Raw genomic sequence first — 20,162 nt, forward strand, 5'->3', positions numbered from 1 at the left:
GCGCATTTGCCATCTTAAAACAGCCCCTCGGGCGGGTCCGCGATAATGCGCCCGGATTCAAGATCGACGGTGGGCACCGCCTCTTTGGTAAAGGGCAACAGCACCGTGGCACTTGATCCGGGCTGGATGATTTCCAGAAGGTCGGCAGCCCCGTGGTTCAGCACTGTTTTAACATGGCCCAGAACCGTGCCGCCGGTGTCCAGCACCTTTAGCCCGATCAGATCGGCATGATAGAATTCGTCATCGGGCAGGGATGGCAATTGCGCGCGGGTGGCGAACAGCCGCGCTCCTTTCAGCGCGTCGGCCTGCTCTTTAGTGACCACACCCGACAATTGGGCCGTAAACCCGTTCTTGATCGGATGGCCAAGCGTGACGGTATAGGCGGTTTGTCCGTCTTCGGACAAAAGCGGGGTATAGCTGCCGATATCTTCCGGCACCGCGCAAAAGCTTTTCAGTCGCACTGCGCCATTCACCCCGTAAGATCCGGCAATGGCCCCTATACAGATCAGCTCTGTCATTGTGTCTCCAACCGGCAAATGCCGGATTCAAATTGCCCGCCCAGCCTGTCGCACGCCTGCCCGTTCTGGCTGCGTTCGAACAGAACGCCAGCCATAAAGACCGCCACCAGCATGATCAATGTTCTAACAGGGCGCAACATCCGGCTGAACCTATCGGGTTTCAATGGGAAGCTGCGCGCGGCGCTTTTCCCAGTTCAGGGTTTCCAGTTCCGGCACCGTGCCGGTTTGTTCGGGCCAGCCGACGCAGAGGTAGGCCACCAACAGCCAGCTTTGCGGAACCTGAAGATCGCGCGTCATTCTGTCGGGATCAAGGATCGATACCCAGCCAACACCCAATCCGCGCGCCCGTGCGGCCAGCCAGAACAGGTTGATCGCACCCACGACCGAATAGCGGCGCATTTCGGGCATGCTCGCCGCGCCCAGACCTTTGCCCTTGGGGGTTGTTTCGTCACAGTAAATCGCCAGCTGAACGGGCGCTTCGGCCATGCCTGACAATTTCAAAGCACCATAGGATGCGGCCTGATCACCCTCTTGTCCGGACAAGGCGGCGGCATTGGCAGACCGGTAATTAGCAAGCGCCGCCGCGCGGGCCGTTTCGCTTTCAACCCGCACAATGCGCCAGGGTTCCGACAGACCGACGGAGGGGGCCATTGAAAACGCGTCGAGGCACTGCATCAGCAGTGCCTCGTCCACGGGATCGGTGCGAAAGCGGCGCACATCGCGCCGCCACCGCATGAGTTGCGCAAGTTCGGTCTGAAAATCGGGCGAAAAGCTGTTCATTCCAGACCGCGCCCCGCTTATTCCGCTTTGGCGTCTTCCGCCGCAGCCTCTTCGGCAGGGGCTTCTTCTGCGGGCGCTTCTTCAACCACTTCCGGCTCTTCAACAGGGGCTTTGGCGGCTTCTTCGGCTGCGGCTGCCTTTTCGGCTTTTTCTTCGGCGCGGGCCTTGGCCTTGTCGCCGGGGGTGCCTTTGTTGGGGTTGTTACGCTCGGTCTTTTCTTTCACGCCGGCTGCTTCCAGCATGCGCGCGATCCGGTCGGTCGGCTGTGCGCCCTGACCCAGCCAGTATTGTATGCGCTCCATATCCATTTTCACGCGCTCTTCGCTGTCTTTGGGCAGCAGCGGGTTATACGTACCCAGCTTTTCGATAAAGCGACCATCGCGCGGCATACGGCTGTCAGCCGCAACAATGCGATAGAACGGGCGCTTTTTGGAGCCGCCGCGGGCAAGACGAATTTTCATGGCCATTGTGAGTTTCTCCTTAGGAATGGCAGTCGGGCAGGTGCCCGTCAGGATTGTTGTTTTTCATGGTGGTGGATGACTTCCTGAATGATGAAGTTCAGGAAAGCCTTGGCAAATTCGGGGTCCAGATCGGCCCGCTTTGCCAGGTCTTCTAAACGTGCGATCTGGGCCGCTTCGCGGGTCGGATCGGACGGGGGAAGGTCGTGTTCGGCTTTGAGTTTCCCCACAGCCTGCGTGTGCTTGAACCGCTCGCCCAAAGTATAGACAAGGATGGCATCAAGACGGTCGATGCTTTCGCGGTGCTCTTTCAGCACGATCGCGGCGCGGGATACGGCGTCAGTCAATGGCGTAGCCTTTCGGTTTGAACAGCGGATCGGCGTAATGGCTGATTTCCATATCTATGCCATGGGCCAGTTGGGTATCGTTCAGCGCGGCGGGGGACGGGTGGCGATACACAACGTCGTTGCCATCTACCGAAGCCGCATCAGGGTCTTTCACAGCACCCAGCCGTTCGGCCAGACGGATGCTGTCCAGATTCTTGGGATCGATATAGCTGACCGCGCTGTCCCAGCCGTTCCTGTAGAAATACCGGCGCGCCGCGTGCGTCGCTTCCAGTGCAAGACCCTGACCAACCGCTTCAGGCCAGATCACCCATGCGATTTCGGCTTCGGGCCATTTTGCCGGTTTCCAGCCACCTGCCATGCCATAGGTTTCATCGGTTTTCTTGTCGTGGATCATCCACATGCCAAAGCCGCGGATCTGCCAATGGCCGATTTCAGCGGCATAAAGCATCCATGCTTCGTAAGCATTCAGCGGCCCGCCCATGAATCGCGCGCGATAGCTGGTGAATGTCGATTTGAAATCCGGGTAATCCTCGGGCTCGGGGCCACGCAGGATCAGGCGTTTGGTTTCAATCACCGGAATGGTAAAATCTGTGGCGCTCATGAGTAAGCCTCGATCCCGCCATCAGCCAGTTCGACCGGCGCAGGGTGGCGATAGACATACATCGGGCCATGACGTTCATGGGTGATGCTGCCATCGGGATATGCGCCCAGCCGCTTTGCCACAGCGGCCGAGCCGTCATTACCGGGTTTCACAAGGCTTATCGCGGTTGGCCAGCCAAGAATGTCATAGGCATAGGCCCGCGCGGCGTGGCCCGCTTCGGTGGCATAGCCCTTGCCTTCGAAACCGTTGAACAGATCCCAGCCGATTTCCGGTTCCGGCCAGCCCTCGGGCTCGAACAGGCCTATCAGGCCGACGGCCTCGCCGGTGTTCCTTGTCTCGGCAATCCAGCGCCCGAAACCTTTGAGCGTCCAGTGCCCGATTTCCATTGCCAGCATCCGCCAACTGCCCTCGGCTGTCAGCGGTCCGCCGACAAAATGGGATCGCTCGCTGGCATAGAACGCAGCAAAGGGCGCGATGTCGCGCGCTTCGGGTGCGCGCAAGATCAGGCGCTCGGTGGTGAGGGTCGGGATCAGCATCACAGGCCGCAGCTCCGGTCGCAGCCGTGCGGAACAGCCAACGCCGCACGCTTGCTGCGGGGATATTTACAAACAAAAGGAGCGGTGATCATTTCTTTTTCCCGAACCCGCTCAAACCCGGTGGCAGGCCCATGCCGCCACCCAGACCGGGCAGTTTGCCGCCCATCTGGCGGGCCGCAGCCTCAAGCGCTTTGGGGTCCATGCCGGCTGCCATATCTTCGGGGCTGGGGCCGCCTTTGCCAAACATGCCTTTCATGGCCTGTTTCATCATGCCGCCTTTGCCCATTTTGCCCATCTTCTTCATCATGTCGCCCATCTGGCGGTGCATTTTGAGAAGCTTGTTCAACTCGCTCACTTCCAGACCGGCACCACGCGCGATGCGTTTTTTGCGGCTGGCTTGCAGAATCTGCGGGTTGGCGCGTTCCTTTTTCGTCATCGACTGGATCAGCGCGATCTGTTGGGTCAGTACCTTGTCGTCAAAACCCGCCTCTTCGACCTGTTTGGCCATTTTCCCCATGCCGGGCATCATGCCCATCATGCCTTGCATGCCGCCCATCTTGATCATCTGTTCCAGCTGCATGCGCAGATCGTTCATGTTGAACTGGCCCTTGGCCATCCGCTTCATCATGCGTTCGGCCTGTTCGGCCTCCAGCGTGTCCTGCGCCTTTTCAACCAGCGCGACAATGTCGCCCATGCCAAGGATACGGCCCGCGATACGTTCGGGTTCGAACGTCTCCAGCGCATCCATCTTTTCGCCAAGGCCGACGAACTTGATCGGCTTGCCTGTAACGGCGCGCATCGACAGGGCGGCCCCGCCGCGCCCGTCGCCGTCCATCCGCGTCAGGACAACGCCGGTCACGCCGATCTTGTCGTCAAATTCGGTGGCAACGTTCACGGCATCCTGACCGGTCAGACCATCAACAACCAGCAGCGTTTCACGCGGGTTGGCCACATCGCGCACGGCCGCCGCCTGCGCGATCAGATCCGCATCAATATGCAGCCGGCCCGCCGTATCCAGCATATAGACGTCATAGCCCCCAAGGCTGGCCTGGGTCTTGGCGCGCTTGGCAATCGCAACCGGGTCTTCGCCCTTGACGATGGGCAGGGTGTCCACACCGATCTGCACACCCAGAATGGCCAGCTGTTCCATCGCTGCCGGGCGGTTCGTATCAAGCGAGGCCATCAGCACGCGTTTACCATCGCGGTCTTTCAGCCGTTTGGCCAGTTTCGCGGTTGTCGTGGTCTTGCCCGAACCTTGCAGGCCCACCATCAGGATCGGCGCGGGGGCATTGTCGATTTTCAGTGCACCGGGTTCGCCTTCGCCGCGCAACACGTCAATCAGCGCATCGTGCACGATCTTGACGACCTGCTGGCCCGGAGTGACTGATTTTGTCACGGCCTGACCGGTCGCCTTTTCCTGCACCGCCTTGACGAAATCACGCGCCACCGGCAGCGATACGTCCGCTTCCAGCAGGGCGACGCGCACCTCTCTCAAAGCTGTTTTTACATCCTCGTCCGACAGCGCACCCTGTTTGGTCAGGCGGTCAAATACGCCGGACAGGCGTTCGGATAGGTTTTCAAACATGGGCCATCGCCCCCTTCGGTCGGTTGCGGAATACCCTATTGATGTAGGGGACCCGCGTTAAATGCACAAATGCCCCCGTGGGCGCAACGCGCTGACGGGGGGCGATCCCTTGTTCTCAAGGGACCGGAAGGCTGATGCTTCCGGATGTTGCGGGCTTTTAGGCGGGGGAACGTGGCAGAGTCAAGCGCGGCGCGCATCAAGCCATGTATTGATGGCATCTGCGCCGCGCGCGGCCCCGCCGCCGCTGGTGTAAACCTGCGTTACGGGGTGATTGCCCGCGCTCATCCCAGCGGGAAACACCAGCGTGATACGTGACGGTGCTTTCCCGCCGGATGACCCGGTACGCGACGGTGCAGAGGTTTCGACAATCGCGTGGGACAGATCATCAATCGGATGGGTCACGGTTTGATAGCCGAAGACCGACTGGCGCTGCAATTTCAGGCTATTGTCGGACGCGTTCAGAATAACCTGAGTGCGGCGTACAAACACGGCGAAACACGCCCCACCCAGCAACGCCCCCATTCCGCCAAAGCCAAGCCCTGCAAGCAAGTTGTCGGTGGACACAAGAAGCCCGATCGCCACAAACACAAACACGAAACCGGCCAGCATGATCCCGATCAACCATGGCGTATCGTTCAGGATCAGGTGGTCGGGCGTGTTGCGTATGACCTTCATGGACAGACCCTAGAATCTGCCCATGCTGTATGTAAACCGTTAAGCGGCGATTGCCCGAACCGAGGCTTGCGCGGCCTTGAGTGTCGCATCGGGCGACAGAGCCATCTGGTCAGCGGCCACAAATTCGACCTCGGTAATGCCGACAAATCCCAGAACGTGGCGCAGGTATCCGGTGGCAAAGTCGATGTCGGACCCCATTTTGGTGCCACCCGACGCCACCGCGATAATCGCGCGTTTACCTTGCAGCAACCCCTTGGGGCCGTCCGCGCTGTATTCGAATGTCAGACCCGCGCGAGCAATCAGATCGATCCATGCCTTAAGGGCGGCAGGGATTGCAAAGTTGTAGATCGGCGCGCCGATCACGATCACATCGGCGGCGACCAGTTCGCCCACCAGGGTGTCGGACAGAGCCAGCGTATCCCGCTGCACGTCATCGCGGTCTTTTGCGGGGGTGAAATTGGCGCCGATCCAGTCCGCTGAAATCAGCGGCAGCGGCTGGGCCAGATCGCGGCGCAGAATGCGGGCGTCGGGAAAACGCGATATGATTTGCGCCGTCAGGTCGCGTGAGATGGAATTTTCAGTACGCGCCGAGGCGTCGATATGCAGAATCGTTTGGGTCATGGTCTGTCCTTGTGTCGCGGGTTGCGGATGTACCCTGCCAAATTGGCTATTGCAGATACGAACACAATTGGCGAAAATCCACATCACATGTGAAATCACGCACAGAGGGCGGCGCGCCGAATGGACAACTGGGACGAAATCAGAACCGCCTATCAGGTGGCCCGTATGGGAACAGTCAGCGGGGCCGCCGATATTCTGGGTGTGCACCACGCGACTGTGATCCGCCACATCGACGCACTTGAGGCGCGGCTGGGCGTGAAACTGTTCCAACGGCACGCACGCGGCTATACGGCCACCGAAGCCGGGGATGACCTGTTGCGCGTGGCCACGGCCACCGATGACCAGTTCAGCCAGCTTGTCGGGCGGATCAAGGGGCGCGGCGCGGATGTGTCGGGCGATCTGGTCGTGACATCGCTTGTGTCCCTGTCCCCGCTGCTGGCGCCGGCGCTGGGCGAATTTCAGATCGCGAATCCTGATGTGGTTATCCGGTATCTGACGGGCGACCGCCTGTTCCGCCTTGAATATGGCGAGGCGCATGTCGCCATACGCGCCGGATCGGCACCGGATCAGCCTGATAATGTCGTGCAGCCTTTTGTGCCCTTGCGCATGGGGCTTTATGCGACATCCGCCTATGTCGCGCGTCATGGTGTGCCAACGGGTGTCGCCGATTTCGCAAACCATTACTTTGTGGGCCACGACGACGAAACGTCGCGCGCGCCCTTCAACAAATGGCTGCGCGCCCATGCCCCCGCCGAAAATATCATTTTCCGCAGCACGGACGCCCGCGCGATGGAACAGGCGGTTATGGCCGGTGTCGGGATCGGCTTTCTGCCGCTGTGGCAGGCCGCACAATGCCAGGATGTAACCGAAATCTGCCCCCCCGAAGAAAGCTGGTCGGCCCCTTTGTGGCTGGTCACACATGTCGATCTGCACCGCACCACCAAAGTGCAAAGCTTTCTGACCTATCTGAAGGAACAGGCCAAAGGATGGGCGTGTTGAGCCAAACAAGGCGCGGCCATCTGGCGATGCTGGTTTTCTCGGCCCTTGTCGCGGGGTCGTTTTCGCTTGGGTCGATGGCGGCCAATGAAATTGCGCCCGCCGCGCTGAATGCGGTGCGTTTTGCGATTGCCGCCTGTGTGATCGGTGGCGCCGCATTGATGACCACGGGACTGCCGCGTAAGGCGTTTGCGGCGCCGTGGCGCTATCTGGTGCTGGGGGGCCTGTTCGCCACATATTTCGTCCTGATGTTCGAAGGCCTGAAAACCGCTGCCCCTGTCAGCACCTCTGCGGTCTTCACGCTGACCCCTGTCATGGCTGCTGGGTTCGGCTGGCTGCTTTTGCGCCAGCGTCTGACGCCACGGATGGCGGTGGCACTGGCCATCGGCGGTGCGGGCGCGTTGTGGGTGATCTTTCGCGCCGATCTTGAGGCGCTGCTGGCGTTTCGCATCGGTACCGGCGAAATGATCTATTTCTGGGGATGTATGGCCCACGCCATCTACACACCGATGATCCGCAAACTGAACCGCGGCGAACCGGCGGTGGTTTTTACCTTCGGGATGTTGCTGGCAGGGTTCCTGATTTTGCTGGTCTATGGCTGGTCCGACCTGCGCGCGACCGATTGGGCGGCCCTGCCGGCGATTGTCTGGATCACCCTGTTTTACATCGCGATTTTTGCCAGTGCGGCAACGTTTGTTCTGTTGCAATTCGCAAGCCTGCGGCTGCCATCCTCCAAGGTGATGGCCTATACGTACCTGACACCCAGTTGGGTCATCCTGTGGGAAATCGCGCTGGGCAACGGCGCGCCGCCGATGCTGGTTCTGGGCGGAGTCGTTCTGACAATTATTGCCCTGATCCTGTTGCTGCGCGAAGACTGATTTTTCGTAGTCCGTTTTGACACAACGCATTTGCTGTTTTGCATTGAGCGTTAGGATTGCATGCGCGCGGTTATCGTGCCGCATGCAAAACAGGAGGAGGATATGTATCACAAAATCATGGTTCCCGTTCATCTGCAAATGCAGCCGATGGTCGAGAATGCACTGAACGTGGCAACCGATCTCGCGAACTTGTACGGGGCAAGTATCACGCTGGTCAGCGTAACACCAAGCGTTGTCGCCACCGGCGCCACGACGCCGGAGCAGGCAGCCGACGAGCTAAAGGAAATGGCCGACGCCCATGCGCGCAAAAGCGGTCTGTCCGTTGCTGCGCATCATATGACAACGCCGGATGTTCCCGCCGAACTTGACACTATGCTGCTCAAGGCCGTGGATGCGGTCAAGGCCGATCTTGTCGTGGTCGCGTCCCACGAGCCGGGAAGGGCGGACTATATTTCAGCTTCACATGCCGGGCGGCTGGCGGCCTTTGCCAAGGTTGCGGTTCTTGTCGTGCGCTAGCCGTCGTTGGCGGTCTGGTCCAGTTCGCGTTCCAGAAACCGCTCGAACGCATCCAGATTGACCGGTTCGAACTGCCCGAACCCCTGCATCCACACGCTGGCGGCGCGCAGGGCGTCCGGTTCCAGCTTGCACCATTTCACGCGCCCCCGCTTTTCCTGCGCGATCAGACCCGCGCGCGTCAGGATCGCAAGGTGTTTGGAAATTGCGGCCAGTGACATCTCGAACGGCTCGGCCACATCCGTGACGGCCATGTCGTCCTCAAGCAGCATCGTCAGGATGGTGCGGCGTGTCGGATCGGCAAGGGCGGCAAAACTGGCATCAAGCGTATCGGTCATGTCTGATGCTTAGGCGCGCTGCGATATAATCGTCAACCATTTGGTTGAATATGCTCCTGGCGGCGAAACCGGCTTAAAGGCGGGCTGCGGCAGAAGGTCCACCTGTTTCATCTTTTCAAAAATACTTACAATAACAGAGGTTTAAAGGTGTCCAGCGCCTGCGTTCAGGGCCGTTGACTCCGGTGTCGGCTGCGCTTAGCTACGGGGCAAGGATCCGTTGGGGGTTTTGCCTGTGGTCACCGACAGCGAAAAGCAGCGAATGGCGCAGCTTGAAGCCAGACTTGCCGCAGCAAAACAGGGGGAAACCCCGAAACACCATTCGGATGAACACTATTCGCAGGCCCATCTGGCATGGCGCATGGTGATTGAACTGGTGGCCGGTCTGGGGATCGGTTTTGGTATCGGATACGGGCTGGACAGCCTGTTCGGGACGCTCCCGATTTTTCTGGTGCTGTTTACGTTGTTGGGTCTCGCGGCCGGAGTAAAGACGATGCTTCGAAGCGCGCAGGAGATCCAGGATAAGAAAGTGGCCGAACTGGCCGAGAGAGACAAGAGGGACTGACACGTGGCAGAAGAAGCGCAGAGCGAAGGCGGCGGTCTTGTTTTTCACCCGATGGACCAGTTCATCGTCAAGCCGTTGTTCGGTGGTGATGCAATCCATTGGTACACCCCAACGAACGTGACGCTTTGGATGGGTCTGGCCGTGCTGGCCATCTTTGCCCTTCTGGTGCTGGGCACGTCCAAGCGGGCCATCGTGCCCGGGCGCACGCAATCCGTAGCGGAAATGGCGTACGGGTTCATTCACAAGATGGTCGAGGATATCTGCGGCAAAGAGGGGCTGAAGTATTTCCCCTATGTGATGACGCTGTTCATGTTCATCGTCTTCGCGAACTTTCTGGGCCTGATCCCCGGTGCGTTCACCACGACCAGCCACATCGCCGTAACGGCTGTGATGGCGGTGGCGGTTTTCCTGGGCGTGACCGTTCTGGGTTTTGTTCTGAATGGCGCGGGTTTCCTGAACCTGTTCTGGGTCAGCGCGGCCCCCTTGCCCCTGCGCCCGATTCTGGCGCTGATCGAGGTTATTTCCTATTTCGTGCGTCCGGTCAGCCATTCCATTCGTCTGGCAGGCAACATGATGGCCGGCCACGCGGTGATCAAGGTGTTCGCGGCCTTTGCGGCGATTGCCACAATCGCACCGCTGTCGATCATGGCGATCACGGCGATTTATGCGCTCGAGGTTCTGGTGTCTTTCATTCAGGCCTACGTGTTCGCAATTCTCACCTGCGTGTATCTGAAAGACGCACTGCATCCGCATCACTAACAACCGGTGCGCAGCATCGTTGCGCATCAGAATAAATCATTCAATTCCATCGTAAGGAGAAAAAGACATGGAAGGCGATATCGTACAAATGGGTGCCTACATTGGCGCAGGTCTGGCTTGTATCGGCATGGGCGGCGCTGCCCTTGGTGTGGGCAACGTTGTTGGTAACTTCCTGTCGGGTGCGTTCCGCAACCCGTCGGCAGCCGCCGGTCAGACTGCCACAATGTTCATCGGCATCGCGTTTGCAGAAGCTCTGGGGATCTTTTCGTTCCTCGTTGCGCTGCTGCTGATGTTTGCCGTCTGATCCTAAAGGTAACATATCCTTACGGTCGGGCAGACGTTGCATGCGTCTGCCCGGTGTAACGGCAAGTTCCTTCAGGAGAGAACGACATGGCAACCGAAACGCAAAATGCTTCGGGCGACGGATTGGCAGACGCGCTGGGTGTGGAATCACATTCGGCTGCTGATGCTGCACCGGCCATGCCCCAGCTGGACTTCAGTCATTTCCCGAACCAGATTTTCTGGCTTCTGGTCACGCTGGTGGTCATCTATCTAATTCTGTCGCGCGTGGCTCTGCCACGGATTGCGGCCATTCTGGCTGAACGTCAGGGTACAATCACGAACGACATCGCCGCCGCCGAGGACCTGAAACAAAAGGCCCATCAGGCGGAAGAGGCTTATAATCAGGCACTGGCCGACGCCCGCACCGAAGCACATCGCATCGTGGCCGAAGCCAAGGCTGACATTCAGGCCGATCTGGACAAGGCAATTGCCAAGGCCGACGCCGAGATTGCAGCGAAATCTGCCGAGTCCGAAAAGGCGATTGCCGAAATCCGCGCCGGTGCGATGGATAGCGTCAAAGAGGTCGCCAAGGACACCGCGAAAGAAATCGTGGCAGCCATGGGCGGCAAAGCCGATGCGCGCACCGTCACGTCGGCGGTCAATGCACGGCTGAAGGGATAAAGCAGATGAGACATACACTTGCCATCCTGATGACCTTTGCGGCGGCCTCACCTGTTATGGCGGCGTCCGGTCCGTTCTTTTCGCTCAAGAACACCAACTTTATCGTTCTGATCGCGTTTATCCTGTTCTTCGCGGTTCTCTACTACTTCAAGGTGCCTTCGCTGATTGCCGGAATGCTCGACAAGCGGGCCACCGGTATCGAGTCGGAACTGGAAGAGGCGCGTTCGCTGCGCGAAGAGGCACAGACATTGCTTGCCAGCTATGAACGCAAGCAGAAAGAAGTGCAGGAACAGGCAAGCCGTATCGTTTCGGCCGCCAAGGAAGAAGCGAACGTTGCAGCCGAACAGGCCAAGGCGGATCTTGCCAAGTCCATCACGCGGCGTCTTGCAGCAGCCGAAGATCAGATCGAGTCTGCAAAAACCGCAGCGATCCGGGATGTGCGCGATCAGGCGGTTGTTGTGGCCGTGGCCGCAGCCCGCGACGTGATTGCAAAGCAGATGACAGCCGCAGAAGGCAATGCATTGATTGATGCCGCCATCGCCGAAGTCGAAGCAAAGCTGCACTGATCAGTCAAACGCACGGACAAGAAAAGAAAGACCCGGTCGGAAATGGCCGGGTTTTTTGCTGTCGCGGTCACGTGTTTGATGACGGTGCGACCGGTCAGAAAAGTGGTTCAGGATTGAACCTGACCGGTTTCATGTTCCAGCCGCTGCTGCGCGATCTTTTCGTGTTCCTGGGCCTTGCGCTGGTCATTCAACGCCGCCTCGACAAAATTCAGATGCGCTTCGACGGCGGCGCGCGCAGCATCCGGATCGCGAAACTGAAGCGCGTCGTTGATCGCCCGGTGCTGGTCCAGCAACATGTCGCGCGTGGTGCGCTGAGCGAACATGACCTGCCGGTTGTAAAAGACGCCACCCTTAAGCAGTTCGTACATTGACCGCATCATATGCAGCATGACGACATTATGGCTCGCTTCGATGATCGACATATGGAATTGCGCATCCAGACGCGCTTCGTCTTCGGACTCCTTTTTGCTGTGGGCCGCGACCATCTTGTCAAAAATCGCCTGAACCACGGCCAGATCGGTATCGGATGCCAGGCGCGCGGCCCGCATCGCCGCCAGCGATTCCAGATCGCGCCGGAACGCGATATAGTCAAACACTGCCTCGTCATGTGTGGCAAACAGGCTGGTCAGGGCCGGTGAAAAGGCCGACCCCAGCACATCAGCCACAAAGATACCCGAACCGGCGCGGCTGGTCAGCAATCCACGATCCTGCAGTTCAGACACAGCGTCCCGCAAGGACGGGCGCGATACGCCCAAACGCTCGGCCAGTTCGCGTTCTGCCGGCAGCCGTTCGCCCGCACGCAGGATACCGCGCAAGATCAGCTTTTCGATTTGCCTGACGACGGATGTCGACAGTTTTTCCGGTTGGACTTTTTTGAAAGGCATGTGTTTCGCTTTCCGATTGGTCAAATCATATGACCAATGAACGGTTTCATCAATGGCTTTCACCACAGAGCGCGCTAGGCTAACGCGTTGTTAACCATTGCGCAGACAGGATGGCGCAATGAAGCGCGTTTGCCTTGTTGTTTCGCTGATGCTTGCCGCCTGCAACACGCCGGGCCCGCGTTTTCGCGATTTGCCTGCAACACGGGTCAGTGTGGCTGACAGCGTGTTTGATGTGCGTGTACGCGGTGAACTGGCCGAAGCGCTGCGGGTCAATCCGCAATACGCCCCGCGGCTGGGTGTGATCCGAAACCGCGCCGCCCACGCCATGGCTGCCGTCAGCGGTTGCCGTGTCAAAGAGGTGCGCGGCGATCAGGCGCTGACCACCGGATTGCTGGACTGTCGCAATTTGGGTTCCGGCAATCTGGTTGCTCCCCGCACCACAGGCGCGTTTGAATGTATCCGCACGGATCGCGGGCAATTCGATCTGCCCGACAGTGTTTATGAAGACTATGACTGTGATCCTGTCTGACATGAAAGTGCACAAGGCGCGGACAGGATAGGCCGCCTTATCCGGCGCTCATCAGGGCGATCAGCGGGCCTTCGATCTGTTCCAGACACAAAAACACGCCGACACCGGCAACCATAGCACCGGCAAGCTGGGTTTGCAGCGTGCTGGCCTGCCGTGCCGCCAATCCGGCGCCGACCGCAATCAGATATTGCACCACGCCCAAACCGGTCAGATACCCGATCAGAACAGCCGCGCCTGCGCCGCCTTCCTGCGCTGCAATGCTGGCACCAAAAGCCGCCCCGTGGAACAGCCCGAACCCGGCAAACGCCATTAGGACAGCGCCGCGCCCGCCAGTCCGGTTGCGTGCGATCAGGCCGCCCAGAACGATCAGCGACAGCGCAATCATCGCTTCTTGCAAGGGTAGGTTCAGCCCGGCATATGCAGCGCTACAGCCCGCCAGCATGGCCGCTATATAGAACAAAGGTGCTTTGAACCGGTGACCGGACAGATGCGCCATGATCCCCATCGCCACTACGAAAAACAGATGATCAAACCCCAGCACCGGATGCCCGATGCCTGACCGGATACCGTGCGAAAACGTCTCCATCGGCAAACCGGCCAGTGGGTGGTGGGCCAGCGCGGGGCTGGCAACAAAGAACGGGGCGGCAAGCATAAAACGTTTCATCGGGTTCCTTCCGGTATCATGCTGCGATGTCACGCCTGTCCGGTCCGGATGTCAACGCCCGATAAATTTCGCATAATCGGGATAATCGGCGCTGAATGGACCGAAACAGGCGATATATTGTGGATAAGTCGAAAATTATCCCCACATAAAGTAGCAGAAGCGTTGACATGCGGGGTAATGCACCGTCACCCTGCAAGACGTTCGGAATCAACAACACGAGGGCCCGTTGCGGTTTTCCAAACTCAGACTGACCGGCTTCAAAAGCTTTGTGGACCCGACCGACCTGATCATCTCGGACGGACTGACTGGTGTTGTCGGTCCGAACGGCTGCGGTAAATCCAATCTGCTTGAGGCGCTGCGCTGGGTGATGGGTGAAAACCGCCCCACATCGATGCGCGGCAGCGGCATGGAAGATGTGATTTTTGCCGGTGCTGCGTCCCGCCCCGCGCGCAATTTTGCCGAGGTCAGCCTTCAGATCGACAATTCGGATCGACTGGCGCCTGCAGGGTTCAATGACAGCGACACGCTGGAAATCGTGCGCCGCATCACCCGCGACGTGGGCAGCGCGTTCAAGGCCGGAGCCAAGGATGTGCGCGCGCGCGACGTACAGATGCTGTTTGCCGATGCCTCCACCGGGGCACATTCGCCGGCGCTGGTCGGACAGGGCAAAATTGCCGAACTGATCAACGCAAAACCAAAAAACCGCCGCCGCATTCTGGAAGAGGCCGCTGGTATTTCGGGGCTTTACCAGCGCCGCCACGAGGCGGAACTGAAGCTGAACGGCGCTGAAACAAATCTGGCGCGCGTGGACGATGTGATCGAGCAACTGGCCGCACAGCTTGCCCAACTGGCACGGCAAGCCAAACAGGCCGCCCGCTACCGCGAGATCGGCGAGGAACTGCGCCGCGCGGAAGGCATGTTGCTGTACCGTCGTTGGAAAGAGGCAGACGAAGCCCGCCTGCACGCGCAGGGCGAATTGCGCGATCGTACTGCAGCAGCATCGGCTGCCGAAATCGCGGCACGTCAGGCCGCCAAGCTGCGCGCCAGCGCCGAAGAGACATTGCCAGGCCTGCGCGAGGAAGAAGCCATCGCAGCCGCAGTCTTGCAACGCCTCATGGTTCAGCGAGACACGCTGAGCGATCAGGAAAACCGCGCTCGCCAGACGATTGAAACCCTGCAATCGCGCATCGAACAACTGACCCATGACATGACGCGCGAAGCGGGGCTGAACCGCGACGCCGGCGAAACGATCGAACGGCTTGAATGGGAAGCGGGCGAACTGAAAAAAGCCAGCGAAGGCCACGAAGACCGCCTGACAGAGGCCGAAACCGCCGCACGCGAGGCCGGATCGGTGTTGCAGGCCCGCGAGGCCGACCTGTCACAATTGACCGAAGACGTGGCCCGTCTGTCTGCGCGCCACCATTCGGCGCAACGTGTTCTGGAAGACAGCCGGAAAACCCAGACCAAAGCGGAAAGCGACGCAGAAGCCGCGCGTGCGGCGGTTGCGGCATCGCAAAGCGCGCTGGACAAGGCCGGTGAAGATTTCACAGCCGCTCAAGCAGCGGAAGCCAGCGCAACCAAGGCGGCGCAACAGGCAGACGATCATCTGACCAAGACAGAAGCGTCCCGCGCCCAGACCCAGACCCGCGAGGCCGACGCCCGCGCCGAACGATCACAGGCCGAAGGTGAAATGAACGCCCTGCGCGCCGAAGTGGGCGCATTGGCCAAGCTGGTCGAACGCGATACCGCAGAGGGCGGGCAGATACTGGACCGGTTGCAGGTGCAACAGGGGTTTGAAAAGGCACTGGGTGCCGCGCTGGCCGATGATCTGCGTGCCCCCGAAGTCGAAGAAGACGGGCCGTCAGGCTGGGCCGTGCTGCCGCGATATGACCGTGAACAGCCGCTGCCCAAGGGCGTAACGCCGCTGACGCAACACGTTTCGGTGCCCGATGTTCTAGCGCGCCGGATGGGCCAGATCGGTCTGGTGGATTCTGATGACGGCCCACGGCTTCAGCCGTTGCTGAACCCGGGCCAAAGGCTTGTGTCGCCCGAAGGCGATCTGTGGCGTTGGGACGGGTTCCGCGCCTGGGCCGAAGATGCCCCGAGTGCGGCGGCATTGCGCTTGCAGCAGTTGAACCGGCTGGAAGAACTGAAGCAGGAACTTGAACGCGCCTCAGCCCGCGCCGAAGGAGCCCGCGCGGCCCATGACACCCTGACCAGCCTGCTGGCAGAGCAGGCGCGCGCCGATCAGGCGGCCCGCGATGCGCGCCGCGCCGCGGATACCGCGGTGGCTGATGCCAACCGCGCCCTCAGTCGCGCCGAGGCGGACCGCAATCTGGCACAGGGGCGTCTGGAATCCCTTGGTCTGGCCGTGTCGCGCCACGAAGAAGAAGCAATGAACGCGCGCGCCCAGATGATCGAGGCGGAACGCGCGCTTGCCGAACTGGGCGATCTGGAACAGGCCCGCGCCGATGCCGAAGACATCAAGATGACAGTCGAAGCGGCCCGTATCACCATGATGTCGCGCCGCTCGGCCCATGACGAACTGCGCCGCGAAGGCGATGCCCGCCTGAAACGGTCACAGGATGTGACCAAGGAAATCAGCGGCTGGCGTCACCGGCTGGAAACGGCGGAAAAGCGGATACAGGAACTGGCGGACCGCAAGACAGCCACCGAAGAAGAACTGGCCAAGGCCAGCGCCGCGCCGGATGAAATCGCTGCCCAACGCGCGGAATTGAACACCGCGATCGCAACTGCTGAAACACGGCGCAACACCGCCGCCGATGCGCTGGCCGAAGCAGAAACTGCCACCCGCGACGCGGTCAACGCGGAGCGCGAGGCAGAGCGCCGCGCCGGAGAAGCGCGCGAACAACGCGCACGGTCCGAAGCGCGCAGCGATGCCGCGCTTGAAATCGTCGCCACCGCAACGGCGCGGATCAGCGAAGATCAGAACTGCACGCCAGCGCAACTGCTGGAGCAACTGAAGACCGACCCGGAAAAAATGCCGGGTGCCGAAGCGATCGAAGCTGACGTAAACCGACTGAAACGCCAGCGCGATGCTTTGGGGGCGGTCAACCTGCGGGCCGAAGAAGATGCCAAGGATGTTCAGGAAGAACACGATACTCTGGTCAATGAAAAAAGCGATCTGGAAGAGGCGATCAAGACCCTGCGCAGCGGGATTGCCAGCCTGAACCGCGAAGGGCGCGAACGCCTGCTGACTGCATTCGAGCAGGTGAATTCGAATTTTTCGATGTTGTTCACCCATCTGTTTGGCGGAGGCGAGGCCAATCTGGTCATGGTCGAAAGCGATGACCCGCTGGAAGCCGGTTTGGAAATCATGTGCCAGCCTCCGGGCAAGAAACTGAGCACACTCAGCCTGCTGTCGGGCGGAGAGCAGACATTGACGGCCACCGCGCTGATCTTTGGCGTGTTTCTGGCCAATCCCGCGCCAATCTGTGTGCTGGACGAGGTCGACGCGCCGCTGGATGATGCCAACGTGACCCGTCTGTGCGACCTGCTGGATGAAATGACCCGCCGTACCGAAACGCGTTTTCTGATCATCACGCACCATGCCGTCACGATGAGCAGGATGGACCGCCTGTTCGGTGTCACAATGGCGGAACAGGGTGTATCGCAGCTTGTGTCTGTCGATCTGAAAAAGGCCGAAAGCCTGGTGGCCTGAGCGCAGTCACCGGAATGTGACAGGACAGCGCCGCAGGATCGCCTAGTCTGGTCGGTATGAAAATCACCTATCCACTTCTTGCGGTCCTTGCATCGACTCTGGGCGCATCAGCGCAGGACTGGCCCTTGCGGGACAGTGATGTCGCCTTGAACAGCGCCGAGGCATCACAATACGTCACAGGCCGTACCGTTGTCTTCTATGACGACGGCCAGTCCAAGTTTTCGGTTGGCGGCGCCTATTCCTATACCTATGCAAACGACGGAGGCAGTGCCTTTGGCACGTTTTCGGTGCGTGATGATGGCGCGGTTTGCATTGATTACAAAAACGGATTTTCTCGATGTGATCTTTATGTGCGCAGCGGTGCCAACATGGTGATGATCACGCAGAAAGGCGAACGGTTCCCGATCCGGCCCTGACCGGTCCCGTTACAGCGCGTTTAGCAGGGCCGGTGTGGGCCACGCATCCGCCGGCAGCCCCAGACGCATCTGTTCGGCCTGCACCGCGGCGCGGGTTTTTGCGCCCAGAATGCCATCAACCTTGCCAACATCATGGCCCAGGGCCTGCAACCGGGTTTGCAACTGTTTCATCTGCGCCCCGTCCAGACCGTTGGCCGGCTGGCCGGCATCGTATCTGTCAGCGCCTTCCAACCGGGTCGCGAAATAGGCCGCTGTCAGCACATAGACAAAGCTTTGGTTCCATTCGAAATAGGCGTTGAAATTGGGATAGGCCAGAAACGCCGGCCCGCCCGCGCCCTGTGGCAACAGAACCGAGGCCCGAAGATCATCTGCCGCCAGCGTTCCGGATCGCGCAGTGACACCCATTGTTTTCCAGTCGCCGACGGTGCGGGTTTTATCCGTTCCGGTGGTTTCCAGCGCAAATCCCTGTGGAAGGCGTATTTCCTGCAACCACGGCTGGCCAGCCTGCCAGCCCAGCGATTGCAGCATTTTCGCGCCGGACAGCAGCGCATCGGGTGCCGATGTTTTCAACATGACCTTACCATCCCCGTCACCGTCCACCCCGTTTTCGATAATGTCGCGGGGCAGCATCTGAACCATCCCGATCTCGCCCGCCCATGCGCCTGTGGTGCGTACCGGATCAAAATCGCCGGCTTCGAACAGTTCAAGTGCGGCAAAAATCTGCGGGCGGAACAATGCCGGACGGCGGCAATCATGGGACAGAGTAACAAGTGCGTTCAGCGTGTTGAAATCGCCCTGAACCGCTCCGAAATCCGTTTCAAACGCCCAGAACGCCAGCAATACACCGCGCGGCACACCGTATTCCGCCTCCATCCGGTCAAACACCGCATCGTATTTCCGGGCGTTGCGCTGCCCGTTATCAATGCGGTTCTGCGAAATCAGGCGGCAGGAAAAATCAAGAAACGGGCGCTGGAAAACCCCTTGCGACCGGTCCGCCTTCAGAACGGCAGGATCCTTCCTGACGCCGGCAAAAAACCTGTCAACACTGGCGGGGTCATGTCCTTTTGCGACGGCTTCGGTCTTCAGATCGGACACAAACGCATTGAAATCGCCGCCGCATTCGGCGCGCGCGGGCGCGGGGGAAACCAAAAGGCAAAGGGCAAAGAAGTAGGTGAGAATACGCATGAACAAAATCCGGTCCTGGAATGAATTTACCTGACAGGACTGTAGGTCAGATCAGGGTGATTACAAAGCACGCGGCAAGGATCATGCCCCATGTTTTCCACAACACGGTCACGGCGGCATCTATGTCGTTGTGCGTCAGCGTCTTGCGCCCGGTCGGATTCACATAGGCAAATTCGATCTTTTGCCCATGATAGGATCGCGGGCCTGCAAGTGCGATATCCAACGCGCGGGCCATTGCCGCCTCGGGCCAGCCTGCGTTGGGAGATTTGTGGCGGCGTGCGTCGGATGCGATCCCACTCCAATGCGCCAGTTGGCCCGACAAAAGCGCGATTGTTGCCGCCGTCAGACGGGCCGGGATCAGGTTCAACAGATCATCGAAACGGGCCGCAGCCCATCCGAAATCCGCGTGGCGGTCCGTGCGATAACCGATCATGCTGTCCGCAGTGTTCACGATCTTGTAAAGGATCAGGCCGGGCAAGCCGCCAACAAGAAACCAGAAGGCCGGCGCGATTACACCGTCGGAAAGGTTTTCCGCCGCGCTTTCTATCGCGGCGCGTGCCACATCGCTGTCCGACATAGTGCCTGTGTCACGGCTGACGATGCGCGCCACCATCAACCGCCCGTCCCCGGTGGACAGGCGCAAAGCATCTGCGACCGCGCCGACATGATCACTTAAAGAGCGTTGCGCCAGAAGGATCGCAACCACGACAATTTCAGCCAGCGGGCCAAATGCGGCCAGTGTTTCGCCAAGCGCCAGCGCGCCAATCGATAGGGCCGCAACCACGCCAATGCCCCTTAACCTGCGCAATTGGCCGGTGTTCAGCCTTGTATCGCACCACCCGATAATCCGGCCCATTACCACCGCCGGATGCGGTACCCGATCCCAAAGCCAGCGCGGTTCACCCAAAACGGCATCCAGCAATAACGCGGCAAAAAGAAGAAAGGCGCTGCTCACTGAATAACCCGATCCATGCTGCGCGTGCCCCTGAAAGTTGTGCGGTAAATTGCCGGTTTTCCGCGCGTTGAAGCGGATTCACGCCGCCCTTACAAGTGGTTTCTGTGGATAAGTCAAATGCGAACGAATGCGTTAACGATTTGTTAGGAAA

Annotated in this window: 26 protein-coding genes; 11 read left to right on the forward strand and 15 right to left on the reverse strand. The window is 59.8% G+C overall.

The genetic code is table 11. The features are described 5' to 3' along the window. Positions 1-14 precede the first annotated feature (14 nt). The 10 genes from rimM to C1J05_RS01870 all read right to left on the reverse strand — a co-directional run bounded on the left by rimM (position 15) and on the right by C1J05_RS01870 (position 6,121). Positions 15-518 carry a ribosome maturation factor RimM gene (gene rimM / locus C1J05_RS01830; protein ID WP_114868768.1) on the reverse strand — a complete coding sequence of 168 codons (504 nt, stop codon included), beginning with the start codon at positions 516-518 and terminating at the stop codon, positions 15-17. Continuing rightward, the gene (locus C1J05_RS21240; RefSeq protein WP_162797883.1) at positions 515-658 is read right to left on the reverse strand and encodes a hypothetical protein; all 144 of its coding nucleotides are present in this window, start codon (positions 656-658) and stop codon (positions 515-517) included. Before C1J05_RS21240 ends, rimM begins: the two co-directional genes overlap by 4 nt. Before the next feature lie 10 nt (positions 659-668). Then, on the reverse strand, positions 669-1,298 hold the full coding sequence (gene bluB / locus C1J05_RS01835; RefSeq protein WP_114868769.1) for a 5,6-dimethylbenzimidazole synthase: 630 nt from the start codon (positions 1,296-1,298) through the stop codon (positions 669-671). A 17-nt stretch (positions 1,299-1,315) separates the two neighbouring features. Further along, positions 1,316-1,765: a 30S ribosomal protein S16 gene (rpsP, locus tag C1J05_RS01840; RefSeq protein WP_114868770.1), complete on the reverse strand. Its 450-nt coding sequence runs from the start codon at positions 1,763-1,765 to the stop codon at positions 1,316-1,318. Positions 1,766-1,806: 41 nt separating this feature from the next. After that, positions 1,807-2,103 carry a chorismate mutase gene (locus tag C1J05_RS01845; RefSeq protein WP_114868771.1) on the reverse strand — a complete coding sequence of 99 codons (297 nt, stop codon included), beginning with the start codon at positions 2,101-2,103 and terminating at the stop codon, positions 1,807-1,809. Next, on the reverse strand, positions 2,096-2,704 hold the full coding sequence (locus C1J05_RS01850; RefSeq protein ID WP_114868772.1) for a GNAT family N-acetyltransferase: 609 nt from the start codon (positions 2,702-2,704) through the stop codon (positions 2,096-2,098). Before C1J05_RS01850 ends, C1J05_RS01845 begins: the two co-directional genes overlap by 8 nt. Next, a complete protein-coding gene (locus C1J05_RS01855; RefSeq protein ID WP_114868773.1) occupies positions 2,701-3,240 on the reverse strand; it encodes a GNAT family N-acetyltransferase in 540 nt (179 codons plus the stop codon). The genes C1J05_RS01850 and C1J05_RS01855 overlap by 4 nt, the downstream gene beginning before the upstream one ends. Positions 3,241-3,328: 88 nt before the next feature. Further along, the gene (gene ffh / locus C1J05_RS01860) at positions 3,329-4,825 is read right to left on the reverse strand and encodes a signal recognition particle protein (protein ID WP_114868774.1); all 1,497 of its coding nucleotides are present in this window, start codon (positions 4,823-4,825) and stop codon (positions 3,329-3,331) included. Positions 4,826-5,005: 180 nt separating this feature from the next. Next, on the reverse strand, positions 5,006-5,500 hold the full coding sequence (locus C1J05_RS01865) for a hypothetical protein (RefSeq protein WP_114868775.1): 495 nt from the start codon (positions 5,498-5,500) through the stop codon (positions 5,006-5,008). Positions 5,501-5,539: 39 nt separating this feature from the next. Then, positions 5,540-6,121 carry an FMN-dependent NADH-azoreductase gene (locus tag C1J05_RS01870; protein WP_114868776.1) on the reverse strand — a complete coding sequence of 194 codons (582 nt, stop codon included), beginning with the start codon at positions 6,119-6,121 and terminating at the stop codon, positions 5,540-5,542. Positions 6,122-6,241: 120 nt separating this feature from the next. Between C1J05_RS01870 and C1J05_RS01875 the strand changes: the two genes are divergently transcribed. The 3 genes from C1J05_RS01875 (at position 6,242) to C1J05_RS01885 (ending at position 8,511) form a co-directional block, all read left to right on the forward strand. Beyond that, the gene (locus C1J05_RS01875; protein ID WP_114868777.1) at positions 6,242-7,120 is read left to right on the forward strand and encodes a LysR family transcriptional regulator; all 879 of its coding nucleotides are present in this window, start codon (positions 6,242-6,244) and stop codon (positions 7,118-7,120) included. Continuing rightward, on the forward strand, positions 7,108-7,995 hold the full coding sequence (locus C1J05_RS01880) for a DMT family transporter (RefSeq protein ID WP_114868778.1): 888 nt from the start codon (positions 7,108-7,110) through the stop codon (positions 7,993-7,995). The genes C1J05_RS01875 and C1J05_RS01880 overlap by 13 nt, the downstream gene beginning before the upstream one ends. A 102-nt stretch (positions 7,996-8,097) precedes the next feature. Further along, a complete protein-coding gene (locus C1J05_RS01885; protein WP_162797884.1) occupies positions 8,098-8,511 on the forward strand; it encodes a universal stress protein in 414 nt (137 codons plus the stop codon). Here C1J05_RS01885 and C1J05_RS01890 read toward each other — a convergent pair. Then, positions 8,508-8,846 carry an ArsR/SmtB family transcription factor gene (locus C1J05_RS01890; protein WP_114868780.1) on the reverse strand — a complete coding sequence of 113 codons (339 nt, stop codon included), beginning with the start codon at positions 8,844-8,846 and terminating at the stop codon, positions 8,508-8,510. The genes C1J05_RS01885 and C1J05_RS01890 overlap by 4 nt on opposite strands. A 259-nt stretch (positions 8,847-9,105) precedes the next feature. Here C1J05_RS01890 and C1J05_RS01895 point away from each other — a divergent pair, with 259 nt between their 5' ends. From C1J05_RS01895 to C1J05_RS01915, 5 genes are all read left to right on the forward strand, one after another. Next, positions 9,106-9,408 carry an AtpZ/AtpI family protein gene (locus C1J05_RS01895; protein ID WP_114868781.1) on the forward strand — a complete coding sequence of 101 codons (303 nt, stop codon included), beginning with the start codon at positions 9,106-9,108 and terminating at the stop codon, positions 9,406-9,408. 51 nt (positions 9,409-9,459) lie between these two features. Beyond that, positions 9,460-10,167 carry a F0F1 ATP synthase subunit A gene (locus C1J05_RS01900; RefSeq protein WP_114872050.1) on the forward strand — a complete coding sequence of 236 codons (708 nt, stop codon included), beginning with the start codon at positions 9,460-9,462 and terminating at the stop codon, positions 10,165-10,167. A gap of 67 nt (positions 10,168-10,234) precedes the next feature. Next, complete coding sequence (locus tag C1J05_RS01905) at positions 10,235-10,471, forward strand: F0F1 ATP synthase subunit C (protein ID WP_114868782.1); 237 nt, start codon at positions 10,235-10,237, stop codon at positions 10,469-10,471. 86 nt (positions 10,472-10,557) lie between these two features. Next, positions 10,558-11,130: a F0F1 ATP synthase subunit B' gene (locus C1J05_RS01910; protein WP_114868783.1), complete on the forward strand. Its 573-nt coding sequence runs from the start codon at positions 10,558-10,560 to the stop codon at positions 11,128-11,130. Positions 11,131-11,135: 5 nt separating this feature from the next. Then, complete coding sequence (locus tag C1J05_RS01915; protein WP_114868784.1) at positions 11,136-11,696, forward strand: F0F1 ATP synthase subunit B; 561 nt, start codon at positions 11,136-11,138, stop codon at positions 11,694-11,696. Between the two features lie 107 nt (positions 11,697-11,803). On the opposite strand, the gene C1J05_RS01920 is transcribed toward C1J05_RS01915, so the two are convergent. Continuing rightward, positions 11,804-12,580: a FadR/GntR family transcriptional regulator gene (locus C1J05_RS01920; RefSeq protein WP_114872051.1), complete on the reverse strand. Its 777-nt coding sequence runs from the start codon at positions 12,578-12,580 to the stop codon at positions 11,804-11,806. A 118-nt stretch (positions 12,581-12,698) separates the two neighbouring features. On the opposite strand from C1J05_RS01920, the gene C1J05_RS01925 reads away from it, so the two are divergent. Next, positions 12,699-13,109, forward strand: a complete 411-nt coding sequence (locus C1J05_RS01925) for a hypothetical protein (RefSeq protein WP_114868785.1) — start codon at positions 12,699-12,701, stop codon at positions 13,107-13,109. Between the two features lie 37 nt (positions 13,110-13,146). Here C1J05_RS01925 and C1J05_RS01930 read toward each other — a convergent pair whose 3' ends face one another. Continuing rightward, positions 13,147-13,773, reverse strand: coding sequence for a HupE/UreJ family protein (locus C1J05_RS01930; RefSeq protein WP_114868786.1), 627 nt, complete (start codon positions 13,771-13,773; stop codon positions 13,147-13,149). A gap of 226 nt (positions 13,774-13,999) precedes the next feature. Between C1J05_RS01930 and smc the strand changes: the two genes are divergently transcribed. Both smc and C1J05_RS01940 read left to right on the forward strand, forming a co-directional pair. Beyond that, on the forward strand, positions 14,000-17,455 hold the full coding sequence (gene smc, locus C1J05_RS01935; protein WP_114868787.1) for a chromosome segregation protein SMC: 3,456 nt from the start codon (positions 14,000-14,002) through the stop codon (positions 17,453-17,455). Between the two features lie 56 nt (positions 17,456-17,511). Continuing rightward, positions 17,512-17,871 carry a hypothetical protein gene (locus C1J05_RS01940; RefSeq protein WP_114868788.1) on the forward strand — a complete coding sequence of 120 codons (360 nt, stop codon included), beginning with the start codon at positions 17,512-17,514 and terminating at the stop codon, positions 17,869-17,871. 9 nt (positions 17,872-17,880) lie between these two features. On the opposite strand, the gene C1J05_RS01945 is transcribed toward C1J05_RS01940, so the two are convergent. Further along, the gene (locus C1J05_RS01945; protein WP_114868789.1) at positions 17,881-19,056 is read right to left on the reverse strand and encodes a lytic murein transglycosylase; all 1,176 of its coding nucleotides are present in this window, start codon (positions 19,054-19,056) and stop codon (positions 17,881-17,883) included. A gap of 46 nt (positions 19,057-19,102) precedes the next feature. Next, a complete protein-coding gene (gene cbiB / locus C1J05_RS01950; RefSeq protein ID WP_114868790.1) occupies positions 19,103-20,011 on the reverse strand; it encodes an adenosylcobinamide-phosphate synthase CbiB in 909 nt (302 codons plus the stop codon). Positions 20,012-20,162 lie beyond the last annotated feature (151 nt).

Source organism: Sulfitobacter sp. JL08 (assembly GCF_003352045.1).
GTDB lineage: Bacteria > Pseudomonadota > Alphaproteobacteria > Rhodobacterales > Rhodobacteraceae > JL08.